Below are 21,973 nucleotides of genomic sequence, written 5' to 3' on the forward strand. Positions count from 1 at the left end.
AAGCCCCTTTCAGTTCGCTATTTAGCTTGTTTCAACCGTTTGGTCAAATCAATGATTTCGATTGCAAGTTCAAGTTCTAATTGCTGGTTTCCTATTTGTCTTGCTTCTTGCTGCTGGATTCGTTTTTGATTGATTTCTTCAGCAATGCCCGACTTTTGAAAGACCTGCAGAATGTCCTGAAATTCTTGTTCAGTCCCTTCCTCAGAAGCTTTAAGATCTGCAATATCGATCACCATTTTTTTCATTGAATCTTCTTTTAAAAAATCTAAGAACTTTGCTAAAACAAAGTGTTCTTCTGTTTCCATATACGCATCAAACAGCAGATACAGTTGTTGATAACGATCATGGATAAAGGATATACCACTCGCTCGGAAGCGATGGTTTAACGTACTGTCATGAAACAAACGGTACAATAATAATTCTTGCGCTTTTTCCACCTGTGTTTTGGGCTGCTGCCGTGTAGGCGGCGTAAAGACCACAGGGGTGTCTGTTGGCGGCGGTGGCGCTACATCTTGCATCGTCCGTTGCTCTTGCCGGTTTTGCTTAAGCTGCTGCTGCAAGGTCTCACGACTCAAATTGAACTCTGTAGACAACTGAGTCAAATAGCGGTCTTGCTCCAACAAAGAATCCACACGCTGCAATTCATTTAAAACAACTTGGACATAGTCCAGTTGCTCCTTCTCATTGGCTAAATTGCGATTCATCCGATGATAATCCATCTTGAAGGCAAAAACGGTTTCTTTGCCGTGGACAGCTAGTTTATAAAAAGCTTCTGTCCCATATTTGCGCAAATACTCATCTGGGTCCATCCGTTCCGGCACTCGCACCACAGATAATTTCAAACGGCTATTGTTTTGCAGAAGCTCGATCCCGCGGTTTGTCGCTTCAACCCCTGCACTATCTCCATCGTAACAAAGAATCACTTCTTGTGCCACTCGCTCGATATGGGCGATCTGCTGATTGGTCAAACTGGTCCCCATTGAGGCGATCCCATTTTCGATTCCTGCCTGCCAAGCGGCAATCACGTCCATAAATCCTTCAAATAAATACACTTGGCCATCTTTGCGCATCGCACGGCGTGCTTTGTCAAAGTTGAACAGAACCTCGCGCTTGTTGAAAAGGATCGTTTCTGGACTATTTAAATATTTCGGCTGGTCTTGATCACCAACTTTTTCGCTTGCTAGCCAACGACCAGAAAAACCAATTGTTTTTCCTTGAGGATTACGGATCGGAAACATGATTCGTTGGTAAAAGCGGTCTGCCAATGAGCCATCGTTTCGTTGAACAAAGAGCCCTGTATCAGGAAAAAATTCAGCTTTGGCTTGTTCATTCAAAAAGACTTTCTCCAAAAACGAGCGTTCATTCGGCGCAAAACCAATATTGAATTCTTCGATCAATGCCATCGTCAATCCGCGATCCAATAAATAATCAAGCGCTTCTTGGCCAGCAGCCGTATTCACCAACATGTGATGATAGACCTCGGCGGCTTTTTCATGCAGCGCAATCAATTGACTCGTTTGTGAGGTCGCTTCATTGATGCCTTCTGATTGCTGGTATTGCGGATCAAGAGGAATATCGTTCATTTCTGCTACTTTGACGACTGCTTCAGGAAAACTGATGCCTTCAAGCTCTTGCAAAAAACCGTAAACATTGCCCCCACGACCGCAACCAAAACAATGAAAAATTTGTTTGTCTTCTGCAACGGAAAAAGAAGGTGATTTCTCATTATGGAAGGGACACAAACCAAAATAATTCTTTCCAGATTTCTTTAACTGGACATACTGTCCCACGATATCAACAATATTGCTGCGTTCGCGAATATCGTCAATGATCGTTTGAGGAATTCGTGCCATCCACTCACCTCCATTTGGTAAGTATTCATCGTTTATTAGGTAAAAAAACGCACTAATAGGTATCAGTGCGAAGAATAATTAGACGGAATCACTCATAATGATTTTACCATATTCTATTTGTATTTCAAGCTTTTTTACTTCAGTTATTTTGTGACAATCAGGAAAAGAACCCTGCCGTAACATCGATTTTCCATCGGTTCAATTTTATTAGATCCGCATAGAACATATTGCCGCCATTGTGATACAAATGACCGCCATTATAAAAGACCGATTGAATGCCCCAATAACGATAGGTCTGTTCTGTATCATTGCCTAATAACGGGGATAAAACCTCTCTGGAATATGTTTCTGCTAATTCTAAGGTGTTCACGCCACCCCGTTCAGCGACATAATCAATATAATCTGTACCAAAATTATAAGCCTGGACTGCGGTCCAAAGATCACAGTTCATTTGCTCTGCTTTTTCGATCAACTCGGCTAAATAAGAAACCCCTTGTTCGATGCTTTGTTCTGGCGTATCAAATTGGTTTTGTTTTCCATATACACTTTCAGAACTTTGCATCGGATCATTGCCTTGTCCTTTTGACTCCGTCAGCATGATACTCATTGCTAAAGACTGATATTCAGAGATGTCGTGGGCTTGTGTCTGCTGTGCGATTTCCGCTTCATACGCATAGACAGCTTTCAATGCCGTGTAGTTTCGATAGCCCCAAACCCCTGCTCCAATCAGCAGCAGCAAGAGCGCAAACTTCAGTACAAATCCTAGGAAACGTCGAATTTTTCTCATCAAATACATCCCATCTTTTCTAAGTCAGAATCTATCGTACTATGAAATGAACAGGCTGACTAGAATTTTTTCTCTCCTAAAAAATCCTTAATAAAATCACAAGATTATTTAGAAAAAAACAAGCAATCCTAAGCTGATGGAGGGATTGTTGCTGGTTTGACATGAAAAAGGAAACAGTGCTCCTTCAGATAATGGAAGCACTGTTTCACTGATTTTTATTTTTCGATCGTGGTCACGATACCAGAACCAACTGTTCGTCCACCTTCACGAATGGAGAAAGTCGTTCCATTTTCCACAGCGATTGGATGGATCAATTCCACATCGATCGTTACGTTGTCACCAGGCATAACCATTTCCGTTCCTTCTGGTAAAACGATATTCCCAGTTACGTCCGTTGTACGGAAGTAAAATTGTGGGCGATAGTTATTAAAGAATGGGGTATGGCGACCGCCTTCTTCCTTTGTCAACACATAGACTTCTGCTTGGAATTTCGTATGTGGTGTGATGGAACCTGGTTTTGCTAACACTTGGCCCCGTTCAATTTCATCCCGGGTGATTCCCCGTAATAATACCCCTACGTTATCACCAGCTTCCCCAAAGTCCATCGTCTTACGGAACATTTCTACTCCTGTCACGACTGCTTTTTGTGTTTCAGGTTTGATTCCGACGATTTCTACTTCATCACCGACTTTTACTGTTCCGCGATCGATCCGACCGGAAGCAACGGTTCCCCGTCCAGTAATTGAAAAGACATCTTCGATCGGCAATAATAATGGTTTATCAGTGTCTCGTTCAGGTGTTGGGATATATTCATCTACTGTATCCATCAGCGTTAAGATCGCTGCTTCAGCCTCTGGGTCACCTTCCAAGGCTTTTAAGGCAGAGCCTTTGATCACAGGAATGTCATCACCTGGAAAATCATATTCAGTCAGCAATTCTCTGACTTCCATTTCAACTAAATCGATCAACTCATCATCATCGACAAGGTCTGTTTTATTTAAAAAGACGATCAAATGTTTCACACCCACTTGACGAGAAAGCAAAATATGTTCACGGGTTTGCGGCATTGGGCCATCTGTCGCTGATACGACCAAGATTGCGCCGTCCATTTGGGCAGCCCCTGTAATCATATTTTTCACGTAATCCGCGTGTCCTGGTGCATCGATATGGGCATAGTGCCGTTTTTCTGTTTCGTATTCTACATGGGCAGTATTGATGGTGATACCACGTTCGCGTTCCTCAGGAGCCGCGTCGATACTTGCGTAATCTTGCGGATTGGCAAGTCCTTTTTTCCCAAGAACTGTGGTAATAGCAGCAGTCAAGGTTGTTTTCCCATGGTCGACGTGTCCTATCGTTCCGATATTAACATGGGGTTTGCTACGATCATAATGTTGTTTTGCCATATTGTTTCCCTCCTAGAGAAAGTTGAGTCGTTCTTTGACTCGAATCATATTTTGCGATTTACGCTTCCAAATTCATAAGTATCAACTTATTTTTTGTAAGTTTAAATCTACTCTTATTATAGGTCAAAATTAGTCAAAGTCAAGTGAGATGTCTCGTCAGCTAATCCCTAAGAATTTCTTTGCTTTTTTCGATCTATTGGACGTAGGACAATTTTTATGAATAATAGAAGATGAGGTGAGAAATGTGAAAAAAATCATTGCAACGCTGGTTTTTGCAGCAATTTTCCTTGGTGGCTGTTTTGCTACTTATCATTATTACTATGGTGGAAGTGACTACTATACAGTCATCAGGGATGCCGGCGAGCACGACACGGAAATTAGTGATAACGGAGTTGCCGAAGATGTCTACCGTTACACACAAGACGCTTACAGTTCCTCTGGAGAAGTCAAAACGGTCAAAATGAATGAGCACCGTTCCGCGCCTTTAAGAGAAGGTGCCTATTTGAAATTATTGGTCAATCCTAATAAAGGTGTTCTGAGCTGGGAAGAAGTTTCTGAAGAAGACGTTCCCAAAGCCGCCCTTGAGAAACTGACCGATCAATAATTGCTGATATTGATCAAAGATATCCAGAAAAAAAGCAGAGACTCCTCATTACTTAAAGAGGAATCTCTGCTTTTTTGTGCTCGTTCTATGTTGTTAGCTCCGCATCATCCACACATAAGACCTTTGTCCTACATCCGATTAATTACTTCTTCTACATTTTTGATCGTTACGGAAATCGTTCCGTCTGGATTATTGATAAATTCGATCAAATTTGGATCTCGGTAAACATCCAAAGGAACGATCAATTCGATCCCGTTAGATAATTTTAGTTTTTGTTTCCCGAATTTTTTCTCTGAGATCTCACGGACATCCCGCATCATTGGTGCCTGATTGACAAATCCTTTTTCAGCCACTTCTTCTTGAAAAGAAAGCTGAGCGGTAATATTGTCTTTAAAGACTTTTTGCGCCACTTCACTGACATCAATGTGTCCTGACTCTTCGATCGTGTCGTAAACCGCTTCTTTTAAATCGGCAACAACGTTATAGGTAGGTGTTTCAAATTTCTGACCAATTTTTTCCGCTACTTTTTTGATGACTTTGACGTTTTCTTCTAACGAGGGAATCGGTTCGGCATCAATGACTTTCGTTGAAAAGTAGGCATATTTTTCACCTGAAAAGCTATATTTCTTTTCAATCAGTTCAAAGTCTAAGCTCTCCACATCAATTGTGATCCCTTCATCGGCCTTTTGAGTTTTACCTGCTAGTAAGGCACGATGCAAAATCAAATTGTTTTCGATTCCAGCTTCCCCATTATCAATAAAGTGCGTATAGCCGTCTTGATAGTTGACCTTCAAAAATGCCAACTGCATTCTTGTATCAAATTCATACAAGACCACAAAGGCATCCGCACTTGGTGCATCTTCACTTTCCTTGTACGCTTCATACCATCGTTGCACGATCGCTTCACTGGCTGCGACAAAGTCTTCGGGTGCTTGTTTGACCAGTTGAGCGATCATTGATGTTTCGAGTAAACGCCCTGTTTTGGTTTGCGGTGTTGCAAGTTTCTGTATTTTTTTCGTCAAATAATCGCGGATGTATTCCGTGGTCAAATCGAGTTCAACTTGAGAAAAAACCGGATCACCAGTTTGACGGTCAATAATGTGTAATATCGCATGTTTCAAATAAATATCCATTAGTTACGCTCCTTATCCATTTGTCTAGTGTACAAAAAAAATAGGCGAACTGACAAGAGCCAAACGTCATTTTTCTTATTGGCCACTTCCTTTTTGAAAGATGCATTCATTGGAAAATCCGTCCTCGTCTGCTAAACTAAAGGTATCACAGAAAACGGAGGAATGAACATGAACAGCTATACGTTATCAAACAATGTAACCATCCCTGAGTTAGGTTTTGGCACATGGCAAACACCAGACGGCGACGTTGCCGTAGCATCAGTCAAAAAAGCACTGGAAGTAGGTTACCGCCATATTGATACAGCCCAAGGCTATAAAAATGAAGCCAGTGTTGGTCAAGCGATCAAAGAAAGCGGCATTCCCCGCGAAGAACTCTTTTTGACTACAAAATTGTGGAATGCGAACCATTCCTATGATCTTGTGATGTCTTCTTTTGAAGAGTCCTTAGAGAAACTACAAACAGACTATATCGATCTTTTCTTAATCCATTGGCCAAACCCAGTAGCCTTTCGTGACAACTGGCAAACAGCGAATGCAGAAACATGGCGCGCTATTGAAGAATTGTATCAAGCAGGCAAAATCAAAGCGATCGGGGTCAGCAACTTCTTGCCTCATCATTTTGAAGAATTGAAAAAAACAGCGACCATCTTCCCAATGGTCAATCAGATTTTCCTTGCACCTGGCGAGTTACAAGAAGAAGTGGTGACTTATTGCCATGAACACGATGTATTGCTTGAAGCATACAGCCCATTAGGTACCGGGAAGATATTTGATGTACCAGAAATGAAAGCATTAGCTGAAAAGCATCAAAAATCAATCGCTCAAGTTGCATTACGCTGGTCTTTACAACATGGTTTCTTGCCATTACCAAAATCAGTCACACCAAGTCGGATCGAAGAAAACATCCATGTCTTTGATTTTGAGCTATCTGAAGAAGACATGAATACGATCGATCAATTAGATGGCGTCGTTGGGAAAGCGACCAATCCAGATACGACAGGGTTTTAATTTTACTCTCTATAAGGAGAAGCCTATGAAGACAACTGATTTGATTCACCTCTCCCCTGCTGTTCAAAAAGCCTTACATGCTGATTTTGTTTTTCTTGTATGGCCAGACAAAGTCCAACATTTCCCGGCGCGTCAATGGTCGTCTAGCGACTATCAGCAGATGCTGGCTGAGAAACTCACTGGGGAAGTACGCTTTTTTCTTTGGGAAAACTACTTAGTCGCCACTGGAGACAAGGAGCTTTTGATCCTAATGCCTAAGTACCATCAAATCAATGATCTAGTAGAAACGCCAACGCCGCTTCTTTAGCAGCGCTGGCGTTTTTTCAGGAAATATATAATTTTTTTTGTATTTTTTCATGAGAATGACTGTTCTTTTCTGCAAATTTTCCTTATAATCGATAGTGATCGAGAGGAGAAGATTATGAAAAAGAAACAATTAGCAAAATTGAAACAACAATTCCGCCCGTCTTATGAAACAGCTCGACAACAGTTGTTTACAGCGATCGAGCGCAAAACAGCAGATAAGTTCGACCTTCCGACAACTGTTTATATCAATCCTAAAAATCAAGAGGAATTATTGATTGAATTGTTGAAGGAAACACCCAAAGAACAAAAAATCGCTGTTCCTTTAGATGAGAACTTCAAAATCGTCGTGAAACGAATTCAACGCTTAGAAGCTGGCTTACTTGATCGTTTCAGCGATAACTTAGTCGATGAGATCGCTGCTTACTGGTTACCGACCAATCCGCAAGAAAGTGCGGCACCTACCTCCGCTCCTGCGAAAGAACCAGCAGAAGTGAAGGAAGAAACGGCACCAACTATACCTGCATCAACTAAAACTAAAGAAGTGGAAAAATCAACGGCTGATGATTCTGACGAATCCATGACTTTTTCAGCATTTGCCGAAAAAATCGCAGCATTCCCTAAATTTTCTGCAAAACAATCTTCAGGAGAAACGACCGTGATCGAAGCTTCCCCGAAAGAAGATCGTGTTTTAGCAACAATTTCTGAAACAGAAAGTGATACTTTTACCATCGAAACCGCTCTAGAACGCAAATACAAAGTAAAACTAGAAGTCATTCCATTGATCGAGGCGTATGCCCACACGGCGATTTCTAAACGATAAAAAAACTGGGAGAATGAACCATTCTCCCAGTTTTTTATAACCCGACGATAGTGAATAAAAATACAGCTGACTAATTTTACTCTTTGCTAAAAGTCAGTAAGAATTACCACGCTTGTTAGCTTTCTTTTCAGAAATTTATAAAATCAATCCTTCTCCATAAACAAAATTAAAGGGATACTTTAGTATTCTTTTGCTTCCTTTGCGTCAATCCCTCTTCCTTAAACACTAGCTTCTCTTCCTTTTTCAATAAACGGAAGTACTCTGCCAAAATTTGCGGTGACTCTGAAAATAAAAGCGAGAAGCGGCTATTTTTGTTTTTATAAAAGGTTACAAAAGTTTGATTATTTACTGTTTGTTCAATCTCTATTGCCGTATATTGATCATATTCACCTTTTAAAACACCCAGTTTGATCAGCTGATCTGCTCCTAAGCCTTCTTTTGAAAAACCAACTAAACAGACTAAGCCGATTAGTGCAAACAATTTCAATTGGTCACTCAACTGATCTGGCCAAAAAATGACGAAAAGAAGCGCAGACAGAATTAAAGCAGTTGCCTTTTTTATAGAGTTCGCTTTTGCCTGCAAAAGAATTTTGCGCTGCTCTTTGAGTTGCATCACTAACAGAACGAGTAAAAATAAGTTGATCATAATTGCTTCCGCCATGAGTAACTTCCTTTCATACTACCATTCTGCAATAGTGCCATCATAGTTCTTCCATTTAGGGTTGGTCCAAATCAACCCTTCTTGCGAAATATCTCTAACTCTATCCTCATCCATCTCCAACCCTAAACCAGGCTTACTTGGTAATTCTACATAGCCATCCCTATACTGAAATACTTCTTTGTTTTTCACAAAATCTAACAGATCAAAGCCTTTATTGTAATGGATTCCTAAACTTTGCTCTTGAATAAAAACATTTGGGGTACAAGAATCAACTTGCAGTGTTGCTGCCAAAGCAACGGGACCATATGGTGCGTGTGGGGCAACAGCCACGTCATAAGCTTCAGCCATGGCAGCTATTTTTCGCATTTCCATGATCCCTCCACATAATGCCACATCAGGCTGGATCACATCTATTGCTCCTTGCTGAAAAAGTGTTTTAAACTGCCAGCGAGTATACAGTCTCTCCCCAGTGGCTAAAGGCGTTGCCACAAGCTGAGCAACTTCTTTAAAATGTTCCTCATTTTCAGGAAGAACAACTTCTTCTAAAAACATTGGATGATAAGGTTCTAATGCCTTCGCTAAAACTTTTGCCATCGGCTTGTGGACTCTCCCATGAAAATCAATTCCAATATCCAATTTACTACCAAAGCGTTCCCTAATCGAGGCGACACGTTTCACCACTTCCTCTATCTTTACATAGGAGTCAATATAGTGCAGTTCCTCTGTTGCGTTCATTTTAACTGCAGTAAACCCGCGGTCAACACGATCTTGTGCTTGCTCTGCGACATCATCCGGACGATCACCACCGATCCAAGAATATACTTTGATTCTGTCACGAGCAGCGCCGCCTAATAGTTCGTAGATAGGAACACTCAATGCTTTTCCTTTAATATCCCACAAAGCCATCTCTAGACCAGACACTATTGTTCCATGTATGGGACCGCCACGAAAGAAAGAGCGGTGCATTTCTTGGAACAAGCGCTCAATCTCAAACGGGTTCTGTCCTAACAAAAATCTTTCCCCTACCTCATAAGCTCCTGCAACAACTGTTTCGGTTTTTGTTCCAGAAATCATCTCTCCCCAGCCATCGATTCCTTCATCTGTTGATAATTTTACAAAAATCCAGCGGGGCTTTACTTTATACACTGTAATTTTAGAAATTTTCAAAACAATCTACTCCTCTTTTTCGACAATATTTTATTCAATTGCTGCTTCACGATTAATTTTTTTGATTCCTTCAAAGAAATACCATACACCGCCAAATCCTAGAAGAAGAACTGGAATACCAATCATCGGTTCATAGGTGAATGCAATGAAAACCAGGTAACTTTGAATCATTGAAGTTGCTGCAAAAGATGAAATAAGCATGGAACTTGATCCAAGATCAATCCCTACCTGTTTGGCTATTTCGGTTAGAATAGGTGAAGTAACTGTTCCACACCAAAGTAAAGAGGCGGTCACAACTAAACCGATAATAATGTTTTTCAGCAAGTTTCCTCTAGTCAATGCAACAACCATCGCTACTCGAAATGGAACTACAGCTAGATCGGCAAATGGCAACACACGATTTCCTGGTAAAACCAAAGCCATAGCAATTGTTAAAGGAATAATAATCAGTGCAGTTGTTATAACATCTGGATTGCCCACAACAACCGCTGCATCTAGTCCAATAAATAAACGGCGACCTTTAAATTTCTTCTGAGACCATTTTTGCGCTGCGTCTGAAATAGGCATTAATCCTTCCATAAAAAGAGAGGTCATTTTTGGTATCAGAACAAGGACAGCAGACATACTAACCCCTAATTGAAGAATCTGAGTGATATCATAGCCAGCTAAAAAGCCGATTGCGATACCTATGACACCGCCCATAATCATAGAGTCCCCAAAGAAGCCCAAATATTTTTGTGCATCCTTAATGGTAAACTTGGAATTTCGAAAAAGAGGAATGCGGTCTAAAAGCCAGTTTAACGGCCATGCAATTACTAAAGAAGATAAGGCTGAAACCGTGGGTAATGAAACCCCTGGAATTCCAAAAAAATCTTCAACCAAAGGCTGTGACCAATCAGACATTTTAAATGTGACAATTGCCATTACAACTGATGCGCCCACACCTAACGCTACGTTCTTAGTCACAAAATAAACCATTACACCAACAATAGCCATATGATGATAATTCCAAATATCAACATCCAACGTTTGAGTTCTTTTGAGAACCAACAAGATGATATTAACGATCAATATAGCAAATATAAGCAGTGCAATAATTGGAGATGCCCAAGTAACCGCCGCGATTGAGCCCCATCCTACGTCCAAGGCATCCAGCTGTACGCCGGTCCGCTCTACCATAGCACGGGCTGCTGGTCCGACATTGGTTGTCATAAAATCCAGAATCAGACGAATCCCTGCAAATCCGATTCCTAGTGTTAGCCCAGACTTAAATGCTCTTGAGATTTTCAAACCGAAAATCATGCCGATAATTGTAATAATGACAGGAAGCATCACTGTAGGACCAGCGTCAATAAAGAAATTGAATACATTCATTACATAATTCATTCTTTTTTCTCCTTAAATTTTTTATTTTAAATAATTCAAAATTTCTTCCATAGTTTGTTCAGAACCAATTCCCGTTAAAATAGGCATTCCCTTTACCACAGGAACTTCACCAGTCTGACCTTCAAATTGACCAGTTGTCACTAACAAGTCATAGTCTTGAACTTTACTAGGTACTTCCATCAGTTTGGTTTGGGTTGTGGAAGCCTCAACTCCATGTTCATTCAGATAATCCTTCACTTTTGATGCTACTACGGTTGAAGTCGCAATCCCATTCCCACAAGCAATTAAAATTCTTTTCATTTTCATTTCCTCCTATTTTTTAGGCTATCGCCTTTTTTAATAATGTTAGCAATTTTAGATCCGAATTCGCCGCCGTCATTTGTTCACGAAGTGGCTCATCTTGAATAATACTGACAATCTTTTGTAACATCTCCACTTGGCCGTGCGGTTCACCGATGGCCATCATGATAACGATTTTAGTAGGTAAAATGACTTGATTATCTTCCATATTGCGAAACCCTACAGCTGTTTCTAAGGTTGCAATCGCCAAAGTTGTTTGATTGACCAAATCAAAATTTGCATGAGGAATTGCTACGCCGGGCTGTGTCGAAGGTAAACCGGTTGGATATTCGGACTCGCGTAACTGTATTGCTTCGATATAATCTTCTTTGACATAGCCTCGTTGGTATAGTTCATTCGCTAAAAAAGCAAGGACTTCTTTATCACTGCCTGCTTTTATATTTCGAAATACTAGTTCTTCGTTCAGTTGCAATTCCATTTGTTTTCCTCCTTAAATCTCTGTTGCTAATTTCTGTAGTGATAGCGCTAGTTTTGCTGGGTCAGCAGCTTGCAAGTCTTGCGATTGAAAAAGATTGGAACCTAAACCAAGATAACTCGCTCCATGGTCAAAATATTCCTTGGCGTTAGAAATCGAAATTCCACCAACACCCATCAAAGGTAGCTTGCCCAATGGAGCTTGCACATCTGTGAAAAAGCGTGGTGTCACAACTGCAGCGGGGAAAACTTTAACGATATCCGCTCCATCTGTAAACATCTCATTGATCTCAGAAGGGCTCATTGCCGCTGGTACTGAGAGCACTTGCTCTTTCCTTGCAAAATCCATTATTTGCTTCGTAAAACGATGGGGACCTAATAAAAAACGAGCCCCAGCTGCGACGGCTTTTTGGGCGTCAGGTAACGTTCTTACTGTTCCTGCCCCAATGAGAATAGTTTCACCAAATAATTTGCTTAACTTGTTGATATGTTCTAGAGCCCCTAAAGTATTTAATGTGATTTCAACTGCAAACTCTTTCTCAAGCCCACTCATTGCCGTTAAAACTGAATAAGCTTGTTCATATGTGTAACCCCTCATAATAATTGTAAAGCGTGGGTAATCTTCTACTTTCATCGTATTCCTCCTAAGTCACTTGTCTAATTAGCTGATAAGCTGTTTTCGTATCTGAGCTTTCCTTCAAACGATTTAAAAACGTAGAATCATTACTAATATCTGCTAACTGATTCACAGCTTTCAAATGTTTCGTCAAATCATAAAACGATAATGGATAAATAAAATGGATTTTTTTACCGTTTGGAAAAGCGATTGGCTCAGCAGCAATCAATAGACTTATCCCGTCTTTTAATACGCCATTTTGTGGTGCTGTATGCGGGATACACGTTTGACTCCCTAAATACCCAGCGTATCCTTGTTCTTCGATTTGATCCAAACAATCTTGAATAAACAGCTCTGTAATCATCTGATCTTCTAACAAAGGATGGCAAGCAAATTTCACTGCTTGTTGCCAAGTTAGCTTCTCTGACGTTCTTCTTATAAAATCGGGTTTCAAATAATCAGTCAATGATGGTAACGCTTTAAAATTTTCTAAAGGTGAATCTTGCTTTTGCTTCAATAAAAAGTACTCTAACTCTTCCCTTAGTTGCTTCGTATCATTTACTTGAGCATATGTGCGAATCACCGAAAACAACTCATCAACTGAGCGGTCTACTTCATTTAATCCTAACTCTTTTAATACACGATATCGCAGACTTATCTGTTGCTTATAAGTCATGATAGGATCAATAATAAATTGCGGTAATTCACTGTTTAATGCAGTAGTTGTAAAAACCAAGTCATAATCCGTTCCAAATTTATAAAAATCTCTTACTGAAAATGAAGCTAAAAAATGCAACTCGGGAAATAGTTTTTTTAAATTTTCTCGCATCAGTTTTGAAACCATAACCCCATTGGCACAGACAACTACTGCCCTTGGTAATTGCGCTGCTATTTGACGAGGACTCATTAATTGAAAACCAAAGTAATAAGATAGAAGTGCCAACTCATCATTTGGAAACGCTCGGCCTAACCAGTTTTCTGTGGGAACAATCAGCTCCTTCATAAGATCCTTCAAAATTGCATGGTTGCTATCTTGAACTAAGCTATCAAGGGAGTACATGCCCAAGCTCAAATTGTATTTTATACGAAAACACGCTGGACGCAGATGGCCCAAAATCCGACGTTCAAATGCCTCTCTATCTTCAATCATAATTAGTGTTTGGTTTTGAAAACTTGTAACCATTTCACTGATCAAACATCTTAATTCACTATCTGAATCAAATACTTGAGTCGTCTTACGTTCAAAAATATTAGATGTTAAAAATAGCAGAGCTAGCCAAGAAAGATAGTTAGGAGACATGCTGGACCAAGGTGTATCTTGAAGCAAAATAGTCAGAACTTTATATTCTGGAGTTTTTCGAATCTCTATTTGTACCATTTCATCTTTTGAAGCAATCGGTGAAGTTGCACGTTGCAAGGTCATTCTTACAGCTGATTGCAGATAATCAATAGATTCATCTGAGTACCTTAAATGAAGCAATTGCTCCATGTTGTGTATCAAATGAACAACCTCTTCTTCAGGAATAGTCGGTGCCAATTTTCCTTTAATATCATCAAGACGAAATAATGAATGCTGCTTAATTAAATCAGAGAGCAGTTGTAAGATTCTCCTTTCCAATCCTTGCAGTTGATAACCGCTTTGACGATCATAGTGAATGGACAGGGCGTATTTGCTAACAAACTGCTTCGCTTTCTTTAAATCTTCTTGAATCGTATTGCGACTTACCGATAAGAGCTGTGTAAAATGATCCATACCAATGTAATCGGTATTAGTACATAAATAACTTAACATGATGGCAATCCGCTCATATTCAGAGAAAATTGTAACCATGGCAGAAGAATCTTCTTTATTTTGTTCAAGAGAAATCATTCGTAACACTTCTAAAGGAATAATAAAATCTCCCATATGGTTACGCCTGATTTGAGGCAAACCGTTTTCAAGTAACTCCTCATTAAATTGCTTAATGGAATAGTTAATCTGTCTTCTTGTTAAAGAAAGTGATGTGGTTAACTCTGCCATCTTTATCTCGGGTTTTTTTACCAATCGTGTGAGAATTCTTCGGATCCGTTCATTCATTTGATTCCCTCCTGATGAAATCATTATAGCTTTGATTCTTCGTAAAAAGATGTATAATTGAAAGCGTTTTTTGTCATAGTTGTTTTTTCTTTTTGTCCTAGTAAAACTAGTTTTGATAAATCGCTGCTTGGAACCGACAAATAAAAAAAGTCCTCTATCAGCAAAAGTACAGCGAGATTTTTTATCTATTGCATTATTATCTCCAAAACAAAAAAAGGACGAACTCCCTTTAGTAAGGGGATTCGTCCTTTCCATTTATTGTTTAGGATAAAAAGTTTTAAAAACTAGAGAACCTTTTTTAATTACGTATTTCGGTTAAAAATTTACGGGCTTGCTCTTGGTTCATTTGAGTCGCAGCTCGCAGCTTAGCTGTCAGCTGTTCAATCTCGGTTCCTTTTGCTCCAACTGAAATAGCTAATGAACGGGCTTGCATGCTCATATGGCCTTGCTGGATACCTTCTGAAACCAATGCTCGCAACGCGGCCAGATTCTGAACCAACCCGACACTTGCCGCCAGCGAAGCTAACTCACTCGCCGTTTCAACACCAGTCAATGCCAACGCAGCTTGGGCTTTTGGCAATATTTTTGTGGCACCCCCGACTGTGGCGATCGCCAACGGCAGTGTGATACTACCAATCAAACGGTCTTCTATGATGGTCCAGGAAGTCAGCCCTTGCATGCGACCATTACGGGCAGCATAGCCATGACAAGCTGCCGAAACGGCGCGAGTGTCATTTCCGGTAGCCAAAATCAGCGCTTCAACGCCATTCATGATCCCTTTGTTATGGGTGGCGGCACGATATGGATCAATCTTGGCAAAATCAGCTGCATGAACGATTTTTTCGGCAACTTGTCTACCCTTTCCGATCTTGCTCAGTTTGTCAAAAGGCACGGAGCAAGTGGCTGTTACTAACGATTCCGTGGCAAGATTACTTAAAATACTAAAGAGAATTTCTTCTTCTGGGAACCACTTCCGAAAGAGGTCGGCCACTCCTTCTAAAATCGAATTGATGATGTTGGCGCCCATGGCATCTTTGACATCAACCAACAAATCGATTGAGACATAGGCTGTTGCTAATTCAGATTCTGTTGGCGAGAAGTTCCGACTAATCACTCGTCGTAAGCCCCCGCCGCGTTTTACGATAGAAGGATACGTCTCATTCGCCACTTCAAAGATCGCCGCTTGCTCTGTGTTGACTTTTGCCAAAATGGCATCCGGGTCCTGAACAGTCATAAAGACGATCTGGCCTCGAAGCAAACGTTCTTGACTGGTCGTTGTAATGGGCCCAGCCATTTTTGCTCCATTGCTCATCGCTGCAATCACAGAAGGTTCTTCTGTGGCTAACGGGACATTGTATCTCTTGCCATTCACTTGCAGATTCAACCCCACACCTAGGGGAATCTCCACTTCACTGATCTGGTTTTCGATCAAGTGATTGGCGGTTTCCTTGTCTAATGTCATTTCTTGAAAAACCAAGGATTCGGCTGCTGTGATCGCCCCTTGTGCTTCAAGAAAGGCTAGTCGTTCGTTAGGCGTAAGGGCGTAAAACTTTTTTTTTTCTGTTTTTTCTGATGCCGACTCTTCATGAAAATCGGCTTGACTTGCTGCCGCCGAAGGGTTTTCTAACAGCATCGCTAGCCCTAACCCGCCACCGACACATAAAGAGGCGATCCCATAACGTTCTTGTGTGTCTTTTAGCTGATAAGCGACGGTCGTTGCGATCCGAGCACCGGTTGCTCCAATCGCATGGCCAAGGGAAATGCCCCCACCGTAACGGTTGACTTTCTTGGGATCCAAACCAAGTTCACGTTCTACTACGATCGAGGAAGCTGCAAAGGCTTCATTGATTTCAAAAATACCGATATCTTCAATCGACAGTGCTTGCTTTTTCAGCAAAGTATCGATTGCTTTGATTGGTGAGATTCCCATGATCTCTGGGGCAAAGCCAACTTCAACGATCTCTTTGATCACTGCCAGATAAGGAATCTGATGCTCCTCACAATAGCTTTTTGAGGCGATCAAGACCATGGCAGCCCCATCATTGATGGTTGAGGCATTCCCAGCAGTCACCGTACCGTCCTTTTTGAAAACCGTTTTTAGTTCAGCTAATTTTTCGACTGTCGTAGCGGCGCGAATGCCTTCATCCTGGGAAACGGTAGCAGACTTTTCGGTCACGGGTACGATCTCTTGCTCAAATTTCTTTTCCGCTTGTGCTTTGGCAGCCTTCATTTGGGAGTGGTAGGCAAATTCATCTTGTTCTTGTCGAGTGATGCCATATCTTTCTGCAACAGTTTCAGCCGTTAAGCCCATCGGTTTGCTGCTAAAAGCGTCTGTTAAGCCATCATGCATCATTGTTGATACTGGATTTGAATACTGATCATCCGCCTTGTTATAATAACTGAATAGCGGCGCATTCGTCATACTTTCGATCCCACCAGTCAAGACGACTGATGCCTTGTTTAACTGAATTTGCTCCATGCCCATTAGAATCGCTTTCATTCCCGAACCGCAAACTTCGTTGATCGTTGAGGCTGGAATATCTGAAGAAAGCCCACTTTGCAGGGAAACTTGGCGACTTGGATTTTGCCCACTGCCTGCTTGCAGGACATTTCCGATAATCACTTGTGCGATATGTTCTTTTGCTTGTTGGTTTCTTGCCAACAAGGCTTTCGCAGCAATTGTTCCTAATTCTACTGCTGAATATTCTTTTAATGACCCATGGTATTTGCCAATTGGCGTTCTTAGTGCGTCGATAATGACAACTTCTTCCACGTACGTCACCTCCTCTTGAAATATATCATTAAATCCTCCAAAAAAGAATACCCCACATCAGCTTGCTGTGTCCTTTTCTACTTTCTTTAATAAAGTTTAAATTCTAATCAATTCTTTTTCATTTTTTTCAAAAAATATGATACCTTAGAACGTGTAGCCTACTAAGTACGTAGAACATAAAGGAGCGACGGAATGAACGTTGGTATTGATAAAATAAATTTTTATGTCCCCCCCTATTTTATAGATATGGTTGATCTAGCTCACGCCCGAGAGGTCGACCCAAATAAATTTACGATCGGGATCGGTCAAGATCAAATGGCGGTCAATAAAAAAACGCAAGATATCGTCACCTTTGCCATGCATGCGGCAAAAGATATCCTCACAAAAGAAGATTTACAAGCAATTGATATGGTGATCGTCGGCACAGAATCCGGCATCGATGAATCAAAGGCTTCGGCAGTGGTTTTGCATCGCCTATTGGGTATTCAACCATTTGCCCGCTCCTTTGAAATCAAAGAAGCGTGTTATGGCGCAACAGCAGGCTTACAGTTTGCTAAAGCCCACGTACAAGCCAATCCACAAAGCAAAGTTTTGGTGGTGGCTTCAGACATCGCCCGGTATGGCTTAGCTTCCGGTGGAGAGCCCACTCAAGGCGTAGGTGCAGTTGCTATGCTGATCTCTGCAGATCCAGCGATTTTGCAGTTGGATAACGATAATTTGATGTTGACGCAAGACATTTATGATTTTTGGCGTCCCGTTGGTCATCAATATCCAATGGTAGATGGCCACTTGTCAAATGCCGTCTATATCGATTCCTTTAAACAAGTTTGGCAAGCCCATTGCGAAAAAACGCAACGCACAGCAAAAGATTACGCTGCATTGAGTTTCCATATTCCTTATACAAAAATGGGAAAAAAAGCCTTATTGGCTGTTTTTGCCGAAGAAGAAGAAACGCAACAAGAACGCCTGATGGCTCGCTATGAAGAATCGATCGTTTACAGTCGTCGTACCGGCAACTTGTATACGGGTTCATTGTACCTAGGCTTGATCTCTTTATTGGAAAATTCCTCCAGCTTGCAAGCCAATGATCGGATAGGACTGTTTAGTTACGGCTCAGGAGCGGTTGCTGAATTTTTCAGCGGCGTATTGGTACCCGGTTATGAAAAACAGTTAGCACAAGCTGCTCACCAAACGTTACTTGATGCCCGTCAAAAACTAACGATCGCTGAATACGAAGCAATGTTCAATGAGACCATCGATATTGATCAAGATCAATCCTTTGAGGATGATCTGCTTTACAGTATTCGTGAAATAAAAAATACCATTCGTTATTATAAAGAAGAAAACGAGTGATGTTAAGAAAAACTTTGTTTATTTTCAAGCAAGAAAGCTTGATGAAACAAAGTTTTTTTCTTTCTTTTTAATTTGTTGAAACAAAGCATCTTTTTCAGACTTTTTCTGATTGTTATTCAAAAATTTTCAGATAATTCAGGAAAAACATTTGACAGTCCGCTTTTTTTTGTCTATACTAAAAACAATTCAAGTATGGAGGAACTTTTTTATGTTAAAAACGACCGTGTCCCCACAACTGAATATCTTTTACTTTAGCTACTTTAGATAGTTTGTATTCATAACACATTATGGATGCAAACCGCAAAACGAGTTTTGTTTGTATCTATGATGGCTAAAGCATTTTAACTTGAACTTGCAGCCATGTAGAAAATCTTCTAAATGGTTGCCAATATACGTTTACGCTTGGTATAGGATCGAATCCATTTAGACGATTGTCTGAATGGATTTTTTTGTTCAGGTAAACCCCAATTAAAAAAGAAACGTTTATAGGAGGAGTTACAATGAAAATGAAAAAATGGATCACAACTGGATTATTAACGGCTTCACTACTGGCACTGGCAGCTTGTGGGGAATCAAACAATGCTTCTGAGGGAAACGACGGATCAAAAACAGTCGGTGTCTTGCAACTCGTGGAACATGGCTCCTTGAATGCCGCCTACGAAGGATTTAAAGAAGGCTTAGCAGAAGCGGGCTACACAGAAGGTGAAAACCTGACGATCGAATACCAAAATGCGCAAAACAGTCAAGACAACTTAAAAAGTATGAGCGAACGCCTAGTGAATGCCAACCCTGATCTTTTATTGGGCATCGCTACCCCTGCTGCTGTTTCGTTAGCAAATGAAACCACTGATACCCCAATCGTGGTTACCGCAGTTACTGACTTAGTTGGGGCAAAATTAGCCGACTCAAATGAAGAACCCGGTCGCAACATCACCGGTACGTCAGACATGGTACCCATTGAGCAGCAGATCAATTTGCTGTTAAGCATCGTCCCTGACGCCAAGACGATCGGCATTATGTATAATGCAGGTGAAGCTAACTCGAAAATTCAAGCAGACTTGGCAGAAGAAGCCTTAAAAGCTGCTGGAGTCGACGTTAAAGTATTGACCGCCAATACCACCAATGATGTGCAGCAAGTGACCACTAGCCTGGCAAAAGATGTCGATGGCATTTATATTCCAACAGATAATACCTTTGCCTCTGCTGCTGCAATCGTCGGTGAAGTGGCGAAAGAAACCAAAACACCGATCGTCGCAGGTTCCGTGGAACAAGTCGATGATGGAGCTCTAGCAACTTATGGTATTGACTATAAATCACTAGGCATTCAAACAGGAAAACTAGCAGCAAAAATTTTAGATGGCGATGCAGAACCAGCTACCACACCCGTTGAAACAGCGGAGAATTTAGAGTTAGTCGTCAATGAAGAAATGGCTGCAGCTTTAGGGATTGATCCTGCCAGCATCACTGCCCCAGAATAACCATACTATTTTAGATTTGAGGAAATCATATGAATTTAGTCGACACGTTCTTACTATTACTACAATCTGCCACCTCTCAAGGGATCCTTTGGGCATTGCTGGCAATCGGAGTATTTTTGACCTTCCGTATTCTGGATATCGCTGATTTAACTGCAGAAGGAAGTTTTCCATTAGGTGCAGGGATCGCTGCAATCAGTATTACGAATGGCGTCTCCCCCATACTAGCCAGTTTGATGGGCTTTGGCGGTGGCATGTTAGCCGGCTTGGTATCCGGACTACTGCATACAAAACTAAAGATCCCAGCCTTGTTGGCCGGGATCATCACGATGACTGGGCTTTATTCCATCACAAATCGTGTGATGGGTGCTCCCAACATTGCCTTGTTAGGACAAGACACGGTCTTCACCCAATTTCAAGCAATGGGTCTGACCAAAAACAATGCCGTGATTCTTGCGGGCTTTCTCTTCGCAGCTATCGTCATTTTGTGCTTGTTCCTCTTTTTCCGTACAGAGATCGGCTTAGCATTGCGCGCAACAGGCGATAATTTAGCTATGAGTGAAGCCAACGGCATCAACACTGATAACATGAAGATTATCGGCTATATGATCTCTAATGGCTGTATCGCCCTCTCTGGTGCCCTCTTAGCCCAAAACAATGGCTTCGCTGATTTGAACTCAGGGATCGGTACGATCGTGATCGGTTTAGCATCGATCATTATTGCAGAAGTTTTATTTGCCAATAAATCTTTGCTTTTGCGGTTGATCACCATCGTGATTGGAGCGATCGTTTATCGCTTTATCCTGGCCGTCGTTTTCGAGTTCAATGTCGAAGCCAATGATATCAAACTGGCATCCGCAATCGTCTTAGTCATCTGCCTCTCGTTACCGCAGCTTCGTTCAAAACTAGGACTTAAAAAGATGCTGCCAAAAACCAAAGGAGGCCAATCCTAATGACTTCAGTCTTAACAATCGAAAATCTACACCAAACCTTTGAAAAAGGGACGATCAATGAGAACCATGTCTTGCGAGGCATTGACCTGACGATGAATGCCGGAGATTTTATCACGATCATCGGTGGCAATGGTGCCGGAAAATCGACCCTTTTAAACAGTATTGCAGGAACGATCCCAACAGAACAAGGAAAAATCACCTTAGATGGGAAAGACATCACCCGTTTATCCGTTACGAAACGCTCAAAGGATATTAGCCGAGTCTTTCAAGATCCACGTATGGGGACAGCGGTTCGTTTGACTGTTGAAGAAAACTTAGCACTTGCTTACAAACGGGGCCAAGTCCGAGGGTTTGCGACAGGCGTCAAAGCAAAAAATCGCGCGTTTTTCCAAGAAAAATTAGCCAGTCTAAACTTAGGCTTAGAAAATCGTCTTTCTGCCGAGATCGGTTTGTTATCAGGCGGACAGCGTCAAGCGATTACCCTCTTGATGGCAACATTGCAACAACCTAAATTGATTTTATTAGATGAACATACCGCTGCCCTAGATCCAAAAACCTCGTTGACTGTCATGGCATTGACCGATCAATTGATTCGTTCACAGCAGTTGACGGCCTTCATGGTTACTCATGATATGGAAGATGCCATTCGCTATGGCAATCGCCTGATCATGCTTCATCAAGGCAAGATCGTCGTGGATATTGCCGGTGAGCAAAAGCAACATTTAACAGTCCCTGAATTGATGGAAATGTTCCATCAAAATAGTGGTGCTGAATTAAAAGATGACCAACTGCTCTTACGCTCTTAACAAGCAAAAAGACACGTA

General features: G+C 41.3%; 20 protein-coding genes. 8 read left to right on the plus strand and 12 right to left on the minus strand.

Annotation, left to right across the window (positions count from 1 at the left end; translation table 11 throughout):
* Positions 1–17: 17 nt before the first annotated feature.
* The 3 genes from dnaG to tuf form a co-directional block, all read right to left on the minus strand.
* Positions 18–1,853, minus strand: a complete 1,836-nt coding sequence (gene dnaG, locus ACIPK1_RS16665; protein WP_008381016.1) for a DNA primase — start codon at positions 1,851–1,853, stop codon at positions 18–20.
* Positions 1,854–2,010: 157 nt separating this feature from the next.
* Positions 2,011–2,640 (minus strand): lysozyme family protein, encoded by a 630-nt coding sequence (locus ACIPK1_RS16670; RefSeq protein WP_016621009.1) that lies wholly within the window; start codon positions 2,638–2,640, stop codon positions 2,011–2,013.
* Positions 2,641–2,855: 215 nt separating this feature from the next.
* Positions 2,856–4,043: an elongation factor Tu gene (gene tuf / locus ACIPK1_RS16675; RefSeq protein WP_005237121.1), complete on the minus strand. Its 1,188-nt coding sequence runs from the start codon at positions 4,041–4,043 to the stop codon at positions 2,856–2,858.
* A gap of 244 nt (positions 4,044–4,287) precedes the next feature.
* On the opposite strand from tuf, the gene ACIPK1_RS16680 reads away from it, so the two are divergent.
* On the plus strand, positions 4,288–4,647 hold the full coding sequence (locus tag ACIPK1_RS16680; RefSeq protein WP_008381011.1) for a YxeA family protein: 360 nt from the start codon (positions 4,288–4,290) through the stop codon (positions 4,645–4,647).
* 128 nt (positions 4,648–4,775) lie between these two features.
* Here ACIPK1_RS16680 and ACIPK1_RS16685 read toward each other — a convergent pair whose 3' ends face one another.
* Entirely contained in the window at positions 4,776–5,780 is a 1,005-nt protein-coding gene (locus ACIPK1_RS16685; RefSeq protein ID WP_005237126.1) for a nucleoid-associated protein, read from the minus strand.
* Between the two features lie 162 nt (positions 5,781–5,942).
* On the opposite strand from ACIPK1_RS16685, the gene ACIPK1_RS16690 reads away from it, so the two are divergent.
* From ACIPK1_RS16690 to ACIPK1_RS16700, 3 genes are all read left to right on the plus strand, one after another.
* On the plus strand, positions 5,943–6,788 hold the full coding sequence (locus ACIPK1_RS16690; protein WP_400451355.1) for an aldo/keto reductase: 846 nt from the start codon (positions 5,943–5,945) through the stop codon (positions 6,786–6,788).
* A 25-nt stretch (positions 6,789–6,813) separates the two neighbouring features.
* Positions 6,814–7,095, plus strand: coding sequence for a hypothetical protein (locus ACIPK1_RS16695; RefSeq protein ID WP_016613070.1), 282 nt, complete (start codon positions 6,814–6,816; stop codon positions 7,093–7,095).
* 114 nt (positions 7,096–7,209) lie between these two features.
* On the plus strand, positions 7,210–7,914 hold the full coding sequence (locus ACIPK1_RS16700) for a hypothetical protein (protein WP_005237132.1): 705 nt from the start codon (positions 7,210–7,212) through the stop codon (positions 7,912–7,914).
* Between the two features lie 166 nt (positions 7,915–8,080).
* Here ACIPK1_RS16700 and ACIPK1_RS16705 read toward each other — a convergent pair whose 3' ends face one another.
* From ACIPK1_RS16705 to ACIPK1_RS16740, 8 genes are all read right to left on the minus strand, one after another.
* On the minus strand, positions 8,081–8,575 hold the full coding sequence (locus ACIPK1_RS16705; protein WP_086299637.1) for a hypothetical protein: 495 nt from the start codon (positions 8,573–8,575) through the stop codon (positions 8,081–8,083).
* An 18-nt stretch (positions 8,576–8,593) separates the two neighbouring features.
* Positions 8,594–9,742 (minus strand): galactonate dehydratase, encoded by a 1,149-nt coding sequence (gene dgoD / locus ACIPK1_RS16710; protein ID WP_086299638.1) that lies wholly within the window; start codon positions 9,740–9,742, stop codon positions 8,594–8,596.
* Between the two features lie 30 nt (positions 9,743–9,772).
* Complete coding sequence (locus tag ACIPK1_RS16715) at positions 9,773–11,128, minus strand: PTS galactitol transporter subunit IIC (RefSeq protein ID WP_400451356.1); 1,356 nt, start codon at positions 11,126–11,128, stop codon at positions 9,773–9,775.
* 21 nt (positions 11,129–11,149) lie between these two features.
* Complete coding sequence (locus tag ACIPK1_RS16720) at positions 11,150–11,428, minus strand: PTS sugar transporter subunit IIB (RefSeq protein ID WP_005229267.1); 279 nt, start codon at positions 11,426–11,428, stop codon at positions 11,150–11,152.
* A gap of 19 nt (positions 11,429–11,447) precedes the next feature.
* On the minus strand, positions 11,448–11,906 hold the full coding sequence (locus ACIPK1_RS16725) for a PTS sugar transporter subunit IIA (RefSeq protein ID WP_005229265.1): 459 nt from the start codon (positions 11,904–11,906) through the stop codon (positions 11,448–11,450).
* A 12-nt stretch (positions 11,907–11,918) separates the two neighbouring features.
* Positions 11,919–12,536, minus strand: a complete 618-nt coding sequence (locus ACIPK1_RS16730; protein WP_086299640.1) for a bifunctional 4-hydroxy-2-oxoglutarate aldolase/2-dehydro-3-deoxy-phosphogluconate aldolase — start codon at positions 12,534–12,536, stop codon at positions 11,919–11,921.
* A gap of 10 nt (positions 12,537–12,546) precedes the next feature.
* Complete coding sequence (locus tag ACIPK1_RS16735; RefSeq protein ID WP_400451357.1) at positions 12,547–14,595, minus strand: BglG family transcription antiterminator; 2,049 nt, start codon at positions 14,593–14,595, stop codon at positions 12,547–12,549.
* A 298-nt stretch (positions 14,596–14,893) separates the two neighbouring features.
* Positions 14,894–17,368: a hydroxymethylglutaryl-CoA reductase, degradative gene (locus ACIPK1_RS16740; RefSeq protein WP_400451358.1), complete on the minus strand. Its 2,475-nt coding sequence runs from the start codon at positions 17,366–17,368 to the stop codon at positions 14,894–14,896.
* 192 nt (positions 17,369–17,560) lie between these two features.
* Here ACIPK1_RS16740 and ACIPK1_RS16745 point away from each other — a divergent pair, with 192 nt between their 5' ends.
* From ACIPK1_RS16745 to ACIPK1_RS16760, 4 genes are all read left to right on the plus strand, one after another.
* On the plus strand, positions 17,561–18,721 hold the full coding sequence (locus ACIPK1_RS16745; RefSeq protein WP_005237144.1) for a hydroxymethylglutaryl-CoA synthase: 1,161 nt from the start codon (positions 17,561–17,563) through the stop codon (positions 18,719–18,721).
* Positions 18,722–19,221: 500 nt separating this feature from the next.
* Positions 19,222–20,199 carry an ABC transporter substrate-binding protein gene (locus ACIPK1_RS16750; protein WP_005237146.1) on the plus strand — a complete coding sequence of 326 codons (978 nt, stop codon included), beginning with the start codon at positions 19,222–19,224 and terminating at the stop codon, positions 20,197–20,199.
* Positions 20,200–20,228: 29 nt separating this feature from the next.
* The gene (locus tag ACIPK1_RS16755) at positions 20,229–21,149 is read left to right on the plus strand and encodes an ABC transporter permease (RefSeq protein ID WP_005237148.1); all 921 of its coding nucleotides are present in this window, start codon (positions 20,229–20,231) and stop codon (positions 21,147–21,149) included.
* The gene (locus ACIPK1_RS16760) at positions 21,149–21,955 is read left to right on the plus strand and encodes an ABC transporter ATP-binding protein (protein WP_005237149.1); all 807 of its coding nucleotides are present in this window, start codon (positions 21,149–21,151) and stop codon (positions 21,953–21,955) included. Before ACIPK1_RS16755 ends, ACIPK1_RS16760 begins: the two co-directional genes overlap by 1 nt.
* Positions 21,956–21,973 lie beyond the last annotated feature (18 nt).

Source organism: Enterococcus sp. NPDC086594, from assembly GCF_044746145.1.
In the GTDB taxonomy this organism is placed as follows: Bacteria; Bacillota; Bacilli; order Lactobacillales; family Enterococcaceae; genus Enterococcus_D; species Enterococcus_D entomosocium.